Raw genomic sequence first — 19927 nt, 5'->3', positions numbered from 1 at the left:
AATTTTTATCAATTTTTTTTAAATTATATGTTTTTTAACTCCTTAGCATTTGCTGTTTTTTTGCCAATCGTTTTTTTTCTGTATTGGTTTGTTTTCAATAAAACAAAAAGTACGCAAAATGCATTATTAATTATTGCCAGCTATTATTTTTATTCTTGCTGGGATTGGAGATTTCTATTTTTATTAGTGTTCTCAACCTTTCTGGATTATTATACAGGAATTCAGATTGAAAAAGGAAAATCAGAAGGAAGCCGGAAATTTTGGTTTTGGCTGAGTATAATAGTTAATTTAGGATTTTTAGGAATCTTTAAATATTATAATTTCTTTGCATCTTCATTCTCTGATTTGCTAAGTTCAGTTGGAGTAAAGGCAAGCCCAATTTTACTAAGCGTAATTCTTCCGGTCGGAATCTCATTTTATACCTTCCACGGATTATCATATGTTATTGATATTTATTACAAACGAATAAAAGCCGAATATAACTTTGTAGATTATTCTTTATTTGTAAGTTACTTTCCGTTGTTAGTTGCCGGACCCATTGAGCGCGCTACACATTTATTGCCTCAGGTAAAAGTGAAACGGGAGTTTGATTTTGAAAAAGCAAAAGAAGGTGTTTTTCAAATTGTTTGGGGATTGGTTAAAAAGGTTGTCATCGCTGATACTTGCGCCACATATGCCAATGCTATTTTCGACAATTATACCTCCATGAACTCGTTTTCACTTATTTTGGGAGCAATATATTTTGCCTTTCAGATTTATGGAGATTTTTCAGGATACTCAGATATTGCTTTAGGAGTTTCAAAATTATTTGGTTTAGACCTTTTAAGAAATTTCAATTACCCTTATTTTTCAAGAGATATAGCAGAGTTTTGGCGTCGTTGGCACATTTCGCTTTCCTCTTGGTTTCGCGATTACTTATACATTCCGTTAGGCGGAAGCAAAGGCGGAATCTGGATGAAAATTAGAAACACATTTATCATTTTTGTAGTAAGCGGGTTCTGGCATGGAGCAAATTGGACTTATGTTGCCTGGGGATTTATAAACGCGTTATATTTTCTGCCTTTACTATTATCAAATAGAAATAGAAACAACATGGATTCTATCATGTTAAAATGGAATTTTGATTCTTTCAAAGTATTAATAAGCGTTTTGTCAACATTTTTACTGACCTGCGTTGCCTGGATATTTTTTAGATCAAAAACGATAACTGACGCCTTTTTATATTTAAAAAGACTTTTTACAAACGCTGATTTTAGTTTTCAATATCTCGAAAACGAACGTTATAGTTATGAGCTATTAATACTTACAGGTCTTTTCGTTTTAGTAGAATGGAACAATCGTAATAAAGAAGAACCTATTTCAGGAAAAAGAAGTTTGTTGAGATTAAGCCTGGCTATTGCATCCATCCTCGCATTCGGGATTTTTTCAGATTATAAAGAATTTATATATTTTCAATTTTAATGAAACAGTTTTTAATTTTTATAGCCAAAATTGTCCTGATAACAATTTCGTTAGCAATTCTATTAGATGGATTTTACACGGTCATGTTTCTACAGTGTAAAAACAGAGGAAAAATAGATCAGGTATATAATTCAGAAGGAAGAAAATATGATGTCATAATTTTAGGTTCATCAAGAGCAAACAATCATTTCGTAACTTCGATGTTTGAAGAAAAAGGTTTAAAAACCTTTAATTATGGTATGAGTGGCTCTCATTTGTTTGAAACTTCAATAATGTTACAATGGATGATCGAACGTAAATATCAAATTAAGAATGTTATTCTTGAAGCTGATTTAAACCTTGCCGGTATTAACAGGTCCGAAGGAATAAGCGCTGCGTTTTTACCTTTTATTCACAGCTCAGAAATCGTTAAAAAACAATTTGAGAGTGAAATAGATTTTAATGAACTGTATTATATTCCGTTTTATAGATACATTAAGTTCGAAAGCAGAATAGGATTTAGAGAAATGTTTTTTAATGCGATTCATAAAAGAACAGGTAATCTGGATAATGAAGGTTATTATCCTTTACTAGGTGTAGAAAACGGAAACATGAAAAACAATATCGTGAATCTAAATCCGTTACCACACAATAAACATTACGAAAAAATTAAAAAGATTTGTAAAAACAATAATATCAACCTGATAACCGTAATGACGCCTATGTGCGAAAATGTTATCGGAATGAATTATTTTGATAAAGTACAAAAAGCATATCCTGAAATTCATAACTATGAAAACGTTGTTGTAGAAAATAAAAATTTTTCGTCTTGCGGACATATGAATGATACCGGAGCCAAAATGTTTACAGCGAGAATCATAAAAGATTTTTTTAGTAAATAATTCTCTCTCAAAGCTAAAATAAAAAATGATAACGTACAGCAAAATAGGAAAGAAAGGCAATTTAGGAAATCAGCTTTTTCAAATAGCCTCGACTATTGGCATTGCTGTTCAGCATCAGCATAAATTTGCTTTTTTAGATTGGAAATATCAGGATTATTTTAAAAACAAATTACCGCTTTTACAAGCCAATTTCTCTAATTTTAAAACGGTCGAAGAAAAAGAATATAGTTATTATAATAGAGAATTAGCAACAGATAATTATGATATAGAAGGTTGGCTTCAAACTGAAAAGTATTTTGATAAAGCATTGACAAAACATTATTTTGAGTTTTCTGATTCTTTAATCGACAGGCTTAAAAATTTATATCAGGATGCTTTTTCTAAACGAACAATTCTAATTTCTATACGAAGAGGAGATTTTGTAAATCATCCGGATTATCTTCAATTGCCTGTAAAATTTTACTTCAATAGTTTAGTACAACATTTTCCGGATTGGCAGAACTATAATTTGATTGTTTTAAGCGATGACATTAAATATTGCAAGTTTCATTTTTCATTTTTAGAAAATGCTTTTTTTGGTGACGGATTAACAGAGGTTGAGCAATTATGCTTAGGATCATTATGCAATGATTTTATAATAAGTAATTCTACTTTTTCGTGGTGGTCAGCTTGGTTAGGAGAGAAAGGAGATTCTAAAATAATCAGACCATTTAAAAACTTTGACGGACCAAAAAGTATCGAGTTAAACGATAAAGATTATTATCCGGAAAGATGGACAAATTACAATCATATAAACGATAAAATTGTATTAGATAAAGTAACTTTTTATATAAGATCAAAGAAAAACAAAGAGATAATAAAAAATTATGTTTTAAATTATTTTGATGTAAAAATTGCTCTTAGCGATTCTGAAATTGAAATTTCTGAGAATGTTTATTATTTAGAAAAAGATTATTTTTTACCGCCACTTTTGATATACCAGAGTTGGTTAGAATTAAATAAACCTCTTGTAAAACTGGTCGTTAATAATGTAGTCGAAATTTTTAAAGTTTCACGAGCCTTAAATTACGATGAACTAGTTGTGCAGAATGATCTTGGATTGTTTTCAACGATATTTTCTTCTTTTAGAGAGGTAAAAACGAAAAATAATACTCTGGATGTTTATCTAAAAAAGAACGCAGATTTAAAAGAAACTGGTTCTAATGAAGTTTGGATAGATTTTTACGGCGTGAAGTTTTTAAGTTTTGGCGGTTACAATTATAGTATTAAAAAATACATAAGAAGAAAAAAAATACAATTTAAAAAAAGTGTCAAAAGAGTACTTCTAATAAAATAAATATGGCACAAAAACTACATATCGCATACATAGTATCCCATTATCCGCATAAGGCATTTGGCCACGATGGCGGATTAGGTACAAGTGTTTACAATTTAGTAGAGAAACTTAATATGCTCGATCATAAAGTTTCAGTTTTTGTATACAGCCAAAAAAAAGAATTTATTTTAGAAGAAGGTAATATCACACTTTATAGTCTTACGGATAGTAACGCGACTTTCTTTAAATTTTATTTTAATAGAAAAAAAATAGAAAAATTTATAAAAGAGACAATTTCCAAAAGAGAAATAAATATTATCGAAGCTCCTGACTGGACTGGAATAACAGCTTTTATGAATTTTAAAATCCCTGTAGTAATTCGTTTTCATGGCAGCGATGCCTATTTTTGCCATCTTGAAAAAAGAAAACAAAAACTAAAGAATTACTGGTCAGAAAAATTAGCATTAAATAGTGCAAATGCATTTATTGCTCCAACTACTTTTGCAGGAGAACTTTCTAAGAAAATCTTTAAGTTGAAAAATGATGAGATTAAAACAATTCATCACGGATTAGAATTACAGAATTTTACAAATGATTTCCCCGCAGTTTTTCAAAAAGGAATGATTTTGTATGTAGGAACATTAATTCGCAAAAAAGGAGCTCTGGAATTACCTGCAATTTTTAATAAAGTACGTAAAAAATTTCCAGAAGCTAAACTCGTTTTAATTGGCAGTGACGCACCAGATATCAAGACAAGTTCCGCTTCAACATGGCAATTGATGCAAGATCAATTGAAAGAAAATGATGATCTTACTAATGTAGAATATTTAGGTAAAATGCCATATAATGAGGTTGTAAACTATATTAGAAAAGCAAATGTTTGTGTGTTTCCAACTTTTGCCGAGACTCTGGGAATGGTAACGATAGAATCTATGGCGATGAAAAAAGCAGTAGTAAACAGTAATATTGGCTGGTCTCAGGAACTTATTATTGATGGTGAAAGTGGTTATCTTGTGCATCCGGGCGATCATGATTTATTTGCCAACAGAATTAGTGATTTATTAGACAATGACGCACTTTGTTTGAAAATAGGAGAACAAGCCAGAAAAAGAGTTGAAGCTAAATTTGATATTAATAAGCTTGTAACTGAGAATATTGAATTTTATAAAAAAGTAATTAATCAAATTAATTAAAATGATAATTGTTTATCACAAAAATAATAAGGTTGTTGAGGTTGAGATCGACAAGAAAAGTGTAGACTTTTTGCAAAATAATATAGCCAGTATATTATTTGAAATTGCGGTAAAATACCCGAATGATTTAATAATTTGGTGTAATATAGATTTTAAATCAAATCTAAATATTTCAGCTTTCAATGATGTTTTTCATCATCATAAAATAATGGCATCATACAACCCATTTTCAAAACCATTCTTGTCAGATGCTATTGGATATGTTGAGGAATCTCCTTTTATAAAAATTAGTAAAAAAGTGAGTTATCCAACCTGGCAAATGAGTAGTTGTGTGGGCGGAATTCATGCAGCTGTTTTATTGGCTTTAGACGGAAAAATTAATACTGGAGTTGATTTTGATTACTTTTTAATTTCTCTTGCCAAATTAGCAATGGAAAAAGGACTTCTTTGTTATTCAGAGCCAACATTACTTACAAATGTCTCCATTAAACCTGAAGAGAGAAAAAAAAGTTTATACATCGTGTTTAAATTTGTAAAACAGCATTATAAAACCCGTTGGGTAGTTTTGTTGTTTCTAAATTTGTTTTTATACGAAAGAAAAGTAGCGATACTTCCGTTTATATCCACTTTTTTTTATCGTAAAAGAAAATTGGAAAACAATTTACTCGATCACATAAACGTTCAGTCAACAAAGACTATTTCAGGCATTGAAACAATAGATGTCATAATTCCGACTATTGGAAGAAAACAATATTTACATGATGTTTTAAAAGATTTATCTGTACAAACTCATTTGCCTGAAAATGTTATTATTGTAGAACAAAATACAAATACCGAAAGTGTTTCTGAACTGGATTATCTGGAGAACGAAAGCTGGCCTTTTAAGATAAAACATACTTTTACACATCAGGCAGGAGCTTGTAATGCAAGAAATCTGGCATTGGCACAAGTACAAAGCAAATGGGTTTTTTTAAATGATGATGACAATAGGTTTGGAGTAGATTTAATAGCCGAAACTTTAAAAGAATGCAAAAAATACGGTGCAACCGTTATCAATAATTCTTATTTAAAGAAAAATGAAAAAAAAGAATCTGATACTGTAAATCAAGCCCCTATTTTTGGATCAGGAAACTGTTTTATGGCTAGTGAATTACTTAATAATGTTTCTTTTAGAATGGGCTTTGAATTTGGTTATGCTGAAGATACAGATTTTGGAATGCAATTGCGAAATTTAGGTGCTGATGTTTTATATTTTCCTAATCCTGAAATTATACATCTAAGTGCCCCAATGGGAGGTTTTAGAACCAAACCCGTTTTAGCCTGGAGAGATGATATAATTCAGCCAAAACCATCGCCAACAGTTATGCTGTACAAGCAATTGCATTTAACGAAGGAGCAGATTAACGGATACAGGACAATTTTATTTTTAAAATTTTACAAAGTTCAAACCATTAAAAATCCGATTCGATATTTTAAAAATTTCAAAAAGCAATGGCAGCAAAGTTTGTATTGGGCTAATGAATTAATTACTAAATAATATAATTTGATACAATCTATTACCATTATAAAACCCCTGGAAAGTTATGATCTTGTGTTTGATAGTCAGGCACAAAAAGCGGTCATAGATTTATCTCAGGTTACTATTTCAGATTGTAATTCATTCGATATAAAGATTGTCTTTTTAGAACCTGTAACGCAATTTCGTAATCATGATTATACCTGGCAAAAAGGTAAAATTAATTTTATTGCAAACCAGTTTAGTCCAAAAATAATACGATTAGAAAGCGGTCAGATTGTTCAGTCTAATATTACTGCGGGTATTTGGGAAATTGATCCTAAAAACGCAACAGTTTTGCTTTGGCGTTTTAATCCGGATTGTGCGATGCCAATTGCAAATTATTTGGGAAATGAAAATAAAAAAAATATTTCTTCAGCAAAACAGCACTTTAGTTTTATTGAAAATCCCACATTATTATTTCCTGAAAAGGAAGCGATTGAAATAAGCCGATCAAAAAAACCGTTTACAGCCGTGGCTTGTTTTACAGATCATTGCGATTTTGATACTGCCGAAAATCTGGTTTTGCAAAGAGAATTTTTCAAAGAACATCAGATAAAAGTAACCAAAGGCTTTTTTCTAAATCATTTCTCAAAACGAGAAGATAATGCATCATTTCAAAATCAAAAAGAAGAACTTTTAAAATGGAGTAATGACGGACACGAGCTTTGTTATCATTCACTTTCACAATCTATAAAAACAGATGATGAAAGTTTTGCAGATTTTGAGCAATTTGTACCTCCTTTGCAGGATATAAATGTCTGGATTGATCACGGATTTCAACCCTATAATTTTTCTCTTTTAAAGAATAAGAAACTGAATGAAAATAAATTTGAGGATATTTTACATAAAAAACAAATAAATACCCTTTGGAATTATATTGATTCAGGAACAGCAACAAATGGCGTCATAAATCAGTTTAATACCACGCATTTTACATTATCAAGTTTCTTAAACGGAAATAAAGATCTGGGTTTGATAAAAAAAATGCAGCTTGTAATCAAAAATATTATTTTTCATTATTACAATGAAGAAGATTTAATTTTGAGATACAAACATACAGCATCACGTTTCAAGAAAGTGTTTTTTCAAAGAGATCTAAAATCATTTTTGCCATTAATAAGAGATTTTTTTAAACTCAGCATTTCTATTTTTTCTGTTTTATTATTTTGGAATACTAAAAAGAAGAAACCTTATAAATTAGCAAAATATTGTCCAACTGTATTTAAACACACAATTGCAGACAAAGAGTTTTATGTTTTTCAAACCTTAGAAATGCTTGATTTTAAGAAATCATTATCTACAGAAAATATAAATACGCTAATAAATGAAAAAGGGGTTTTTATCGCGCATACCTATTTTTCTGTGCCCATGAAATACCATGACGGTAAATTATTCCTGACACCGGCGACAATAGATCATAAAGTCGCTGAAAACTTTAAATATTTAGGTTCTACGATCAAAAATAATCAAATATGGAATCCTACTCTTACTGAATTAATTGAATATTGGGCTGATTTTGAAAAATTGGTTTTTGATATTGATCGAGAAGGGAATATATTTGAAAAAAGCAACACAAGTCTACATAAACGACCAGCAATTTAATAATACATGAATCATAAACTAAAAACGATGTTGTTTAAATCACTTACTTTATTACCCAATAAAGTAGATGATTATTGTTATCATAAAATTCAAAGTTTTTTTGATAAATCTACTTTAGAAGATCGATTAAAAAGTGTTGAATCAACTTATTTTAGACTTTCAAAAGTTTTAACCAATTTAAATATTGACTTAAAAGACAAAGTTGTTTTTGAGTTTGGTTCAGGCTGGTTTCCTAGTATGCCTTATTTTTTCAAATATAAATTTGAAGCAAAAAAAGTACTTACTTTTGATATAAATGAGCATTTTAAAAAAGAAACAGTTTTAGCATTAAATGATCTTTTTTCTAAAAGATATGATTCTAAAATAGTTTCTAACCCGGATAACAAGTACAAACTTCCGGATGGAGTCGAGTATTTTCCAAATTACAATATTGTAAAAAATGATTTTCCTGATGTCGACGTTGTTTTTTCGCGCTATGTGCTTTCGCATATGAATGAAAATGATGTTGACGCATTGCATAAAAAAATGACAACGGTCCTGAAAAAAGGGACATATGTAATTCATTTTATTTCACCAAGTGATTTGCGTCAGCATAATGACAGCTCTTTATCGCTTCAGGATTTTTTAAAGTACAGCAAGCAAGATTGGAATAAAATTCACACTAAATACGATTATCATAATAGATTAAGACTGCCTCAGTTTCTTGAAATATTTAAAAAATATGATTACGAAATTGTTCATTTAGAATATGAGAGTTTACAAGAAGGAACACCAAGATATGATTTGTTTAAAAAAGTCCAGCTTCATGAAGATTATAAAAAATATTCTGATGAAGAATTAACCGCCGGAAATATTTTTGTGGTTTTAAAAGTATAAAATTTAATGAATTTACCCTTGCGCTTTTCTCTAATTGTCTGCACGTACATGCGTCCTGAACCTTTGCTGGCTTTACTGCAATCTGTTCAGAAGCAAACCCTGTATCCGGATGAAATTTTAATAATTGACGGATCGACTAATGAGGAGACCAAAATTATTTTAGAAAAAAATAAATTTGATAATCTGAACTATTTTCTGGTTTCAAAAGAAAATAGAGGATTAACAAAACAAAGAAATTTTGGAATTTCCAAGACAAGTGAGAACATCGAAATAGTTTGTTTTCTGGATGATGATACCGTTTTAGAACTCGATTATTTTTTTGAGACAATAAAAACATTTCAAAACAATCGGGATATTACAGGAGTAGGAGGAATAGCAATTAATGAATATAAATGGAAACCTCAAAGTCAGGATTTTGTTTACAATAAGAAAAAATATTATTTATTCGAAGGTTATTTTTATAAAGAGGGAACACGTAACGTAGCCAGAAATTATTTAGGTCTGGCTTCTAATTTGGGCTCAGGAAAAATGCCTGATTTCTCTCATGGTCGAACTTCCGGATTTCCCATGACCGGAAAAACATACGAAGTCGATTTGCTTATTGGGATGTCGATGGCATTTAGAAAAATTGTGGTCGACAATATTAAGTTTTCTAAGTTTTTTGAAGGTTATGGTTTATACGAAGATGCAGATTTTAGTTTAAGAGCTCTTGACTATGGTAAAAATGTTATAAACACAAAAGCACAGTTATCTCATTTTCATGCTCCGTCAGGACGTCCTAATCAGTATAATTACGGAAAAATGGTCGTTCGGAACGGATATTATATTTGGCGTGTTAAAAATCCAAATCCGGGTTTTAAAGATCGTTTTAAGTGGAATGCGATAACGATTCTATTAACTCTAATTAGATTTACGAATATAATTACATCAGGCAATAAAAAAACACCTTTTACAGAAGCCGTTGGCAGAACAATTGGTTGGTTGAGTTTGCTGTACAGTAAACCAAAAGAAATAAAATGAAAGTGAAAGTTTATGTTTATGGACTTTGTGATGTTTTTTACGACGGATATTACATTCAGAGAATAAAAGAACTTTATAAAGGTTTTGAATTCAATACTTCTAAATTTCCTAAATTTAGCGAGGACACCTTTGCCATTATTATTGAAGGAAATAACTATTCCAGAAAAATTATTATTGATTCGATAGATTCAAGCCAGATTAATAGGATGGCATTTGAATGGTGTGATATTTACGGAAAAGTAAATTATAATTCAGATAGTTTTCCGGCTCATAATCAAGAGAAAATTGTTGCAATAGGACCAAGTTTTGGTATTAAAATCTGGAACTTGTTTGAAACCTTATATCACTTGACTTTTAATTTTATAAGATTTAAAAACGCTATTGTAAACAAAAGAGGATTTGCCGCTAATTATTGGCGACAATATAAAAGATTGAGATTAAAAAATTATAATTTGACCCAATCCTCGACCAATCAGGTTTTCTTTTTAAATAGTATCTGGAAAAAAGAAAGTGAAACCAATAACAACAGGGCTTTGTTTATTGAAACCTGCAAAAGCAATGAGAATATTAATTTTGAAGGTGGTTTTGTATCCAGAAGTAATGGCGATAATTTAGGTTTTGATCATTTGGTATATTCAGAAATAATTCCTCTTCAAACGTATATAGAAAAAGTAAAAAATTCTGCCTTTGTATTTAATACACCAGCTGTTCTCTCTTGTCATGGTTGGAAATTAGCTGAGTTTTTAGCTTTGGGTAAAGCAATTATTTCAACGACTCATTACAATCAATTACCGGCAGATTTACTAAATGAAAAGCATTTATTATATGCTGAAAATCAGGAAGAAATTAACCAGGCAATAGAAAAGCTAACAACAGATATAAGTTTAAAAAAGAACTTAGAATTAGTAAGCAGGAATTATTTTGAAACTTATCTGGCACCTCAAAAAGTTATTAAAAGATTATTAGAAAATAAATAAATGAAATTTGTAATAATCAGTCATGTAATGCACATTCGCGAGCGGGATTTATTTTTTGCTTACGCACCTTATGTTCGCGAAATGAATATCTGGTTTAAATATGTTGATGAAGTAATAGTTGTTGCACCATTAAAAACAGATCATCCAACAGCAATAGATATCGCCTATAAACATAATAATATTAATTTCAGGAAAGTACCTGATTTTAGTTTGACCAGTTTCAAAAACATCTTACTGTCAGTTTTTAAACTGCCCGTTATTTTTTGGAGAATATTTCTCGCAATGAAAAATGCAGATCATATTCATTTGCGTTGTCCGGGTAATATGGGATTAATAGGCTGTATTGTTCAAATTTTATTTCCAACAAAACCTAAAACAGCAAAATACGCCGGCAACTGGGATTCTAATAGTAAACAGCCTTATACATATAAAATACAAAAATGGATTTTGAGTAATACATTTTTCACTCGTAATATGCAGGTTTTAGTGTATGGAGATTGGCATAATCAGTCTCGAAATATAAAACCCTTTTTTACGGCTACATATGCAGAAGCTGAAAAAGAAAATATTCAAAAAACAGGTTTAGATACTACCATCGAATTTATTTTTACAGGCAGTTTAGTTTCCGGTAAAAATCCGTTATATGCGATACAATTAGTGCAGCAATTAATAGAAAAAGGATATAATCTAAACCTGAATGTTTATGGAGAAGGTTCTGAAAGAAGTAAATTAGAAAACTATATTCAAACAAATAATCTGGAAAATCATATCGTTTTACACGGAAATCAAAATCAGGAAACATTAAAGAAAGCCTATCAAAAAAGTCATTTTGTGATTTTACCTTCTAAAAGTGAAGGTTGGCCAAAAGCCATTGCCGAAGGAATGTTCTGGGGATGTATTCCGGTTGCAAGCAAAGTTTCTTGCGTGCCTTTTATGTTAGATTATGGTAATCGTGGAATTTTATTAGAAATGGATTTAGAAAAAGACAGCAATAAGATAAACGAAATACTTGATGACGAAAAAATGTTTCTGGCAAAAAGCAAATTAGCTGCAAACTGGTCACAAAATTATACCACGGATTTTTTTGAAGCCGAAATTAAAAAGTTATTATCAAAATGAGAATTGTACAAATAATAGACTCTTTAGAAGCTGGCGGAGCAGAGCGAATGGCGGTGAATTATGCAAATGCATTATCAAAAGAAATACAGTTTTCAGGATTAGTTGCCTCTAGAAAAGAAGGATTGTTGGTCAATCAAATTGATAAAAAGGTTTCTTATTTATTCCTGAATAAAAAAAAGAAAATAGATCTTCAGGCAGTTTTCAGATTGCGTAAATATTTAAAAAAGAATAGAGTTGATGTAATTCATGCTCATAGTTCTTCTTTTTTTATTGCTGTTTTGGTGAAACTAACTTTGCCGAAAGTCAAAATTATTTGGCATGATCATTATGGGATTTCGCAAGATTTATCTTCCCGCAAAAGCCTGAGTTTAAAATTGGGATCCTTTTTTTTTCTCGCAATTATTTCGGTTAATACTGCCCTTAGAGATTGGGCAAATTCATATTTGTGGAGTTCAAATGTTGTTTACTTTCCTAATTTTATAATTGACACTTCTGTTTCAGTAGAAAAAATAAATTTAAAAGGATTAGAAGGCAAAAGAATAATTTGTGTAGCAAATTTACGTCCGCAAAAAAATTATGAATTATTAATAAATGCTGCAAATTTGATTAAAGACAAATTTCCGGATTGGACATTTCATTTGTTTGGCAAAGATTTTCAAGATTCGTATTCTGATAGATTAAAGACAAAGATTAATGACTTAAAACTTGACGAAACTATCTTTTTTTATGGAACAACTAATACTGTTAATTCTGCATTAGAACAATGCCAGATCGCCGTTCTTCCGTCTCTTTCAGAAGGACTTCCGTTGGCAATTTTAGAATACGGAATGTATAATTTGCCTGTTGTAGCTACAAATGTGGGTGAAATTTCAAAAATAATTACTTCAAACGAGCAAGGAATAGTGATAGAATCTAATGATCTAAACTCATTTGTTACAGCAATTGAAAAACTAATCGCCGATGAAAATTACAGAAATAAGATTGGTTTGGCTTTGCATCATAACGTTCAGTTGCAATTTAGCGAAACAACTATTATCAAAAAGTATCTTTTATGGTTAAAATCTTTGACTACTTTTACCGTTTAAAAGACAATAAATAAAAAATGAAAAATTCAAAATCATCCTATAGTTTTCTGCTTCTAATACATGCGGCAATTGCTTTAGTTGTTTTTACAGTTCCTTTTTTATCAAAAATATATGCGCTTTTAATTCTTGTTGTTGGTTTTTTTATCGTTTACAGAACCAAAAACAAGAACAATGAAGTTCTTTTAGTTGCAGGATATTTAGTAGGAGTTGAGGTTTTTTTGCGAATGACCGGCGGAAATTTCAATAATGAGTTTGTTAAATTCGGAGTGGCTTTTTTCATGCTTTTGGGTATGATGTATAGTAATTTTTCTACGAATGCATTTATATATTGGTTTTTCCTGATTTTATTAATTCCATCAATTTTAATTACCTCTACAGTTTTTAATCCTTCTATTGATATCAAAAAGTCATTGGTTTTTAATTTATCGGGACCCGTATGTCTAGCGATATCCGCAATCTACATGTTTAAAAGAAGAATTTTATTTACTGATTTACAAAATGTATTAGTTGCAATGGGATTACCATTAGTAAGTACAACCGTATACTTATTTTTATTTAACCCAAGCGTTAGGGATGTTGTAACAGGTACACAATCTAATTTTGAAACTTCCGGAGGTTTTGGTCCTAATCAGGTTTCGACAGCTTTAGGTTTAGGAATGTTTGTGTTTTTTACGCAATTAATATTATTCTCAAAATCAAAAAAAGCAATCCTTATAAATGGCTTTTTGCTATTATTTATGACTTACAGAGGGATTGTTACTTTTTCAAGAGGAGGAGTTATAACAGCTGCAGTTATGATTGTTTGTTTGTTGTCTTTATTATATAGTTTTTCAAATGCTAGAGGCAAGAATAAATTTGTAATGGTCTTCGTTTTAACTGGAGTAATGGCTGCAGGAGTTTGGGTTTATTCTTCTGTTCAGACTAATGGACTTATACAAAAACGATATGCAAATCAAGATGCTGCAGGAAGAGTAAAAAAAGATCGTTTAGGTGGTCGGGAAGAAATAATGGGTGAAGAAATTACGATTTTTATGGATAATCCTATTTTAGGAGTTGGAGCCGGAATGGGTAAACAAATCAGGAAAGAAACATTTGGCGAGAGTGCAGCCTCACACAATGAGATTACTCGTATGCTTAGTGAGCATGGTTTGTTTGGGATTTTTGGACTTTTATTGCTTTTTATAACTCCTTTTGTAGTGTATATCAACAATAGGCAGCATTTATATTTCCTGTCCTTTTTTGTCTTTTGGTTATTAACTATAAATCATGCCGCAATGCGAACAGCAGCTCCGGCTTTTGTATATGCATTGTCATTACTTTTAGTTCAGGTTAAAATTCCTGAAAAAACAGAAAATTTGATAGATTAGATTCTATTTTTTATAATACATTTGACTCAAGTTTAAGCCCCTAAACAAATTGACTAAATGTTCTCTAACAACAAAATGCATTTCGAAATATCGGAAAGAAGAATATTGCTTCTTATTTTTGATGCCGTTTTTATCTTATCAGCTTTATATATACTAAGTTTGATATTTGATTACAATTACTTTATTTTCGATACACATAATTTTTTAAATGTTATTTTACTACTGAGTTATCTATTTGCTTTTGGAGTAATTTTCGAAATGTATGACTTGCAAGTTGCCAGCAATCAATTTCAAATACTTCAAAGTGTAATTTTTACTGTTACCGCTTCTAGTTTAGCCTATTTATTTACGCCGGTTTTATCTCCTGAATTGCCCAAGCAGCGATTAATCATATTTATTTTCTACTTTACAATACTTGGCACATTGTTGCTATGGCGTTTTTTTTATGTTTATTTCCTTGCATCACATCGTTTTTCTCAAAATGTTGTTTTAATATGTGATCAAAATCAAGTCGAAGAATTAGTTTTGAGTCTGGAAAACGTCGATCCGCATTATAAAATTATTGGGTTTGTTAATTCGGATTCAATTTCTAAAGAAAACTCAGGATTTCATTATGTAAAAGAAGTTAAAAAGAATGATTTAGAGACTTTTGTAATTAAAAACCAAGTTTCTGAAATTGTAATAGCTTCTCAAAAAACTGATGGAATTACGGCTGATTTATACCAGCAATTACTTCACTTATTAGAATCAGGAAATATAATTCGAGAATATACGCAGGTTTATGAAAGTAAAACCCAACGTATCCCAATGCAATATATATCCAGGGATTTTTATCGTTTTTTCCCTTTTAGCCGAAGCAACAATAATAAATTATACCTGTTTTTGGTGCGCTCAATGGAACTTCTGTTTTCTTTTAGCGGACTATTAGTTTGTTTCCTTTTTGTTCCCTTAATTTTTCTAATAAATCTTTTTGCCAATAAAGGTCCATTGTTTTATACTCAGGAACGTGTAGGCAAAAACGGAATTGTTTTTAAAATCTACAAGTTTAGAACCATGATTGAAAATTCTGAATCTAACGGAGTTGTTTTTGCAACTTCAAATGACAAACGAATTACTCCTTTTGGTAAAATGATGCGCAAATCAAGAATAGATGAGCTGCCTCAGTTTTTTAATGTTCTAATAGGCGATATGGCAGTAATTGGACCAAGACCGGAAAGACCGTTTTTTGTTGAAGAAATAGCGCGAATAATGCCTTTTTATGAAACCAGACATGTCATTAAACCAGGACTTACAGGATGGGCACAAGTCAATTATTCGTATGGTGAATCTATAGACGAGAGTTTGATAAAATTGCAATATGATTTATATTACATTAAACATCGAAGCATCTTTCTGGATTTAAGTATCACTTTTAAAACCATTACGACAGTTTTATTTTACCGCGGACAATAATTTAGATAATAATCGGAATACGTTTTTTGTTTCGAATAGCAACTCTTACTAAAACAAATCCGCTTGTAATAATCATTGGTAAAACAATCAAAAAGTGAGCTTTGTTAATCAGGAAAATACTGTAAACAATTAAAAACAGTAAGTGTAATACGGCAAATCGATACGTCCATCTTTTGTTTTTTATAATTGATAGAAAAATCAAAATCAATAATAGTGGACTAAATAAAAGGACATTATAATTCATCGCCAGTTCCTGATGAAAAGAATAAAATCCCACAGCAACAAAAAAGATTCCCATAAAAGATAAAATAAGGAGATAGATTTTGTCTACTATTTTGTTGTGAGCCAAAACAACAAAAGCAAGAATAAAAAGATAAGTATAAACGTTATTCCACCAAGATCCGGGTGTTTCTTTCTCAAAGCTAAGTAACGTTTGAGTCTTACTAACTAAAGGACGGTTTTGATACCTGGTTTTTTCTAAGCTGTTTTTTAATTCAAAAGGTAAAAATATTTTGGTACCTAACTGATCTACTTTAGTTCCAAAAATAATACTTGTGCCTAATTGATCGTAAAAATGCCCATTAAAATAAGGAAACAAAATAGATCTGTAAGTTATATCAGTATCTCCTTTTTTTGTAATGACAGTTTCATTCAAACTTTTATTGATGATGTCAACCACCATCGAAGTACAGTTTTTATCAATAAATTTATAGGTATAATAACGATCTTCAGAAGCTAAGGTCGTGTTTAAATTATCAAAAAGCTTTTGTTTTGAATCTTGGGAAATAAGAAGTTCCTGCTCAAAAACACTTCTTTTTTCTGTATTATATTCGTCAACAAATTCCGGAAACGAGTGTACGATTACAAAATATTGTAAATCTCCTTTTGCAAACTTTGCAACAAAATTTGGAGTCCTGAAATCAAAAGCGCCATAATTATATACAACGTCAATGTTATTGCCGGGATCAGCAACACGTATTGCCGTATGTCCAAAATAAGAATACGTTTCATTACCCAATCCGCAAGTGATAACGCTTATTTTGGCATCTTTCGAGAGTGGTAAATTTTGGCTGAAACCAATAAAACTTAGTAAGAATAGTAAACTAAAAAGTGTTTTTTTGAAAATGACATTTTTCATGATTTAAAATTTTAAGAAGTTTATGGTTTGTAAATTTTATCTAAAGATACCTAAATCTACTTTTAAAGAAAAAATATTTGAATACAAAGCGGTACTTTGGTTTCCTAAGTCAGTTAAAGCATAATCAACCTGAATACCTTTATATTTAAATCCCAAACCAATATTAGGTTGAAAATTTACTTTTTCAGTATTGTCTAATTGTGTTACATTCTGAAAATTTCCTGCTCCGGCTCTCAAAAATACAAGATCAGTATAACCAAATTCGAATCCTAAAGCAGGATCAATACTTACTGTTTTTGTAGAGATGATATCATTAGTTTGTTCAAAACGCATGTTCAGGTTAGTAGCAACCAAAAGGCTGTAATCATTATGAAATTCAAACTTTCTTGAAACCCCCAATTGTGCTTTCGGCAAAGTTATTTCAGTGCTTTCCGGTAATTCATTATTTTCTCCCGGAATCGCATTGGCAATCTTTGCATACTCTTCTTCATCGATATTCCAGACATTATAAGTGGTTGTAATATCTCGTAGCATTAATCCGAATTTCCAGTTATTGCGTTCAAACTGAAGTCCCACATCAAAACCAAAACCCCAGGAATTAGCAAATTTACCAATAACCCTTCTTATTATTTTTGCATTTACACCATATTGAAATCCCTCAACAGGTAATTTTCGCGCATATGAAAAAGTAAAACCATAATCTGCAGTCGAGAATAAACTAATTCTATTATAGTCAATATTTCCCTGATTGTCGATTAATTGCGTTGTATCCATAATGTCATCAACACCAAAACGAATCATCGAAATTCCCCAGGCGCTCCTGTCATCAATTGGACTTGCATAACCTATGTAATTATATTGTGCAATATTTGCAAAATAATTGGCGTGCATTAATGATATTTGATGATCTTCGAGATTGGTTAATCCAGCGGGATTCCAATAAACAGAGTTTACATCATTTGTCGAAGCAGTCACCGCGCTGGACATACCTAACGCAGCAGCATCTACACCAATATTCATAAATTCATTCGAATATTTTCGAGCAGTTTGCGCATACTGTACTGTATAACACCAAAATAATAAAAGCACAAATGTTTTCTTCAACGGATATTTTTTAGCAAACCGAAGTCTGTTTTAATTTTTACCAAAAATATAATATTTTACTCAGCAAATTTATTCCTTTTGATAAATAATGCGAAACTCGAAATTTCAAATAAAAAACTCTTGCAAAAACTCCTCTTACATGCAGTTATTATGCTAAATTTGTTCCCTGTCATTATCAAATTATATAAAACATGAATGTAAAAAAGCATATTCCTAATTTAATCACATTAATCAATTTGTTTTGTGGTTGCATCGCCGTTGTTTTTGTTTCTCAAGCCGATTATTTAATGGCTTTTTATATGGTTTGTTTAGGAATCTTTTTTGATTTTTTTGATGGCTTTTTTGCCAGATTATTCAAAGTTTCAAGTCCGCTTGGACTGCAATTAGATTCATTGGCAGATATGGTTACAAGCGGGGTTGTGCCTGGTTATGTAATGTATAGTTTGTTTGTAAAAAGTGCAAATCCTCACGAGGTAGTTGGGTCAGTATTTATTCCTTTTTTAGGATTTATCGTAACCTTGGGTTCTTGCTACAGATTAGCAAACTTTAATATAGATACCCGTCAAACGGATTCTTTTATTGGTTTGCCAACTCCTGCAAATGCGCTGTTTATTCTGAGTCTTCCTTTGGTTATTGAATATTCGGATTCCTTAATGATTTTCGAAATTTTAAGTAATCACTGGGTTTTATTAATAATTACATTATGTAGTGCTTATATTTTAAATGCCGAAATTCCTTTATTTGCCCTAAAAATCAAGAAATTCACAGTAAAAGATAATGTGCTTCAAATCGTATTTTTATTGATTTCATTACTTCTTGTAATAACACTTCAATACATGGCAATCCCGTTGATTATCATTTTTTATGTATTATTATCAGTTGTGAATAATATATTTTTGAAAAAGTAGATTTATTCGAATGGCAAGAAAAACGACAAGACGAACTTCTTATTCCAGAAAATCGCAACCTCAAAAATCGGTTTTAGTAAGAGCAATTCGTTTTATTATTTATTCATTTTTTGTTTTGCTTTTTTTTGTGGCAGTTTATCATTATCGTGATGGACTGGCATATTATCTTGGCTTTAAATCCAGTAAAGTTTTAGACGAAGATGCCGTTGATAAGCATTTGTCTGATGTTCGAAATATTAAAGTCCTTGAAAATCATAAAGGAAAAGTAATAGGGATCGATGTGTCTGAATTTCAGGGTAAAGTACAATGGGATGAAGTCGAGGTTCTGGATGAAAAATATCCTGTAAAATTTGTTTTTGTTCGTGCAACTGCAGGAAATGACAGAGTAGACAGGCAGTTTAAAAAAAATTGGGAAGGCGCAAAAGAACATAAAATCATTCGTGGTGCTTATCATTATTACCGTCCAAATGAAAACTCAATTGAGCAGGCAGATCTTTTTATTAAAACTGTAAAATTGCAAAAAGGCGATTTGCCACCAGTTTTAGATATCGAGAAATTACCAAAGAACCAATCTTTGGATAGTTTAAAAAAAGGTTTAAAACGTTGGTTGAATAAAGTAGAAGCACATTATCAGGTTCGACCAATTATTTATACAGGCGAACGTTATTATAGTGATTTCCTGAAAGAAGAATTTGGAGAATACCTATTCTGGATTGCCAATTACAATTTTTACAGAGAGAAAATCGAAGACGATTGGCTTTTTTGGCAATTTACAGAAAAAGCATCATTGCCCGGAATCAAACATCGCGTAGATGTAAATATTTATAACGGTGATCTAGAGCAATTGCAATTTATTACAGTTGAATAGCTT

17 protein-coding genes are annotated in these 19927 nt (G+C 30.7%); 15 read left to right on the top strand and 2 right to left on the bottom strand.

All coding sequences use genetic code 11. From position 1 onward, the window contains the following. The first annotated feature begins 27 nt into the window (after window positions 1-27). Genes ASF10_RS23660 through ASF10_RS23600 form a run of 13 tightly spaced genes read left to right on the top strand, consistent with a single transcriptional unit; the run spans window position 28 to window position 15906 of the window. Window positions 28-1461 carry an MBOAT family O-acyltransferase gene (locus tag ASF10_RS23660; protein WP_056255150.1) on the top strand — a complete coding sequence of 478 codons (1434 nt, stop codon included), beginning with the start codon at window positions 28-30 and terminating at the stop codon, window positions 1459-1461. Beyond that, window positions 1461-2342: a hypothetical protein gene (locus ASF10_RS23655; protein WP_056255148.1), complete on the top strand. Its 882-nt coding sequence runs from the start codon at window positions 1461-1463 to the stop codon at window positions 2340-2342. The genes ASF10_RS23660 and ASF10_RS23655 overlap by 1 nt, the downstream gene beginning before the upstream one ends. A gap of 25 nt (window positions 2343-2367) precedes the next feature. Next, complete coding sequence (locus ASF10_RS23650; RefSeq protein WP_056255145.1) at window positions 2368-3678, top strand: alpha-1,2-fucosyltransferase; 1311 nt, start codon at window positions 2368-2370, stop codon at window positions 3676-3678. A gap of 2 nt (window positions 3679-3680) precedes the next feature. Further along, window positions 3681-4850: a glycosyltransferase family 4 protein gene (locus ASF10_RS23645; RefSeq protein WP_056255143.1), complete on the top strand. Its 1170-nt coding sequence runs from the start codon at window positions 3681-3683 to the stop codon at window positions 4848-4850. 1 nt (window position 4851) lies between these two features. Beyond that, entirely contained in the window at window positions 4852-6387 is a 1536-nt protein-coding gene (locus ASF10_RS23640; RefSeq protein WP_056255140.1) for a glycosyltransferase family 2 protein, read from the top strand. Window positions 6388-6393: 6 nt separating this feature from the next. Beyond that, complete coding sequence (locus ASF10_RS23635; RefSeq protein ID WP_056255137.1) at window positions 6394-8010, top strand: hypothetical protein; 1617 nt, start codon at window positions 6394-6396, stop codon at window positions 8008-8010. 6 nt (window positions 8011-8016) lie between these two features. Beyond that, entirely contained in the window at window positions 8017-8886 is an 870-nt protein-coding gene (locus ASF10_RS23630; protein WP_131726574.1) for a class I SAM-dependent methyltransferase, read from the top strand. A 6-nt stretch (window positions 8887-8892) separates the two neighbouring features. After that, window positions 8893-9906, top strand: coding sequence for a glycosyltransferase family 2 protein (locus ASF10_RS23625; RefSeq protein ID WP_241775008.1), 1014 nt, complete (start codon window positions 8893-8895; stop codon window positions 9904-9906). Continuing rightward, window positions 9903-10883, top strand: a complete 981-nt coding sequence (locus ASF10_RS23620; protein WP_056255129.1) for a glycosyltransferase — start codon at window positions 9903-9905, stop codon at window positions 10881-10883. Before ASF10_RS23625 ends, ASF10_RS23620 begins: the two co-directional genes overlap by 4 nt. After that, window positions 10884-12002 carry a glycosyltransferase gene (locus ASF10_RS23615; RefSeq protein WP_056255126.1) on the top strand — a complete coding sequence of 373 codons (1119 nt, stop codon included), beginning with the start codon at window positions 10884-10886 and terminating at the stop codon, window positions 12000-12002. Then, entirely contained in the window at window positions 11999-13087 is a 1089-nt protein-coding gene (locus ASF10_RS23610; RefSeq protein ID WP_056255124.1) for a glycosyltransferase family 4 protein, read from the top strand. Before ASF10_RS23615 ends, ASF10_RS23610 begins: the two co-directional genes overlap by 4 nt. A gap of 17 nt (window positions 13088-13104) precedes the next feature. Further along, entirely contained in the window at window positions 13105-14454 is a 1350-nt protein-coding gene (locus ASF10_RS23605) for an O-antigen ligase family protein (RefSeq protein WP_056255121.1), read from the top strand. Between the two features lie 57 nt (window positions 14455-14511). Beyond that, window positions 14512-15906 carry a sugar transferase gene (locus ASF10_RS23600; protein WP_056255118.1) on the top strand — a complete coding sequence of 465 codons (1395 nt, stop codon included), beginning with the start codon at window positions 14512-14514 and terminating at the stop codon, window positions 15904-15906. A gap of 1 nt (window position 15907) precedes the next feature. On the opposite strand, the gene ASF10_RS23595 is transcribed toward ASF10_RS23600, so the two are convergent. Continuing rightward, window positions 15908-17044: a DUF4105 domain-containing protein gene (locus ASF10_RS23595; RefSeq protein WP_056255116.1), complete on the bottom strand. Its 1137-nt coding sequence runs from the start codon at window positions 17042-17044 to the stop codon at window positions 15908-15910. Window positions 17045-17080: 36 nt separating this feature from the next. Beyond that, on the bottom strand, window positions 17081-18064 hold the full coding sequence (locus ASF10_RS23590) for a PorV/PorQ family protein (RefSeq protein WP_056255260.1): 984 nt from the start codon (window positions 18062-18064) through the stop codon (window positions 17081-17083). Between the two features lie 275 nt (window positions 18065-18339). Between ASF10_RS23590 and ASF10_RS23585 the strand changes: the two genes are divergently transcribed. Both ASF10_RS23585 and ASF10_RS23580 read left to right on the top strand, forming a co-directional pair. Next, on the top strand, window positions 18340-19056 hold the full coding sequence (locus ASF10_RS23585; RefSeq protein ID WP_056255113.1) for a CDP-alcohol phosphatidyltransferase family protein: 717 nt from the start codon (window positions 18340-18342) through the stop codon (window positions 19054-19056). A gap of 10 nt (window positions 19057-19066) precedes the next feature. Further along, a complete protein-coding gene (locus ASF10_RS23580) occupies window positions 19067-19924 on the top strand; it encodes a glycoside hydrolase family 25 protein (RefSeq protein WP_056255110.1) in 858 nt (285 codons plus the stop codon). The last annotated feature ends 3 nt before the right edge of the window (window positions 19925-19927 follow it).

It is taken from the genome of Flavobacterium sp. Leaf82, assembly GCF_001422725.1.
GTDB lineage: Bacteria > Bacteroidota > Bacteroidia > Flavobacteriales > Flavobacteriaceae > Flavobacterium.
This window is presented reverse-complemented; position numbering and strand designations above follow the sequence as displayed.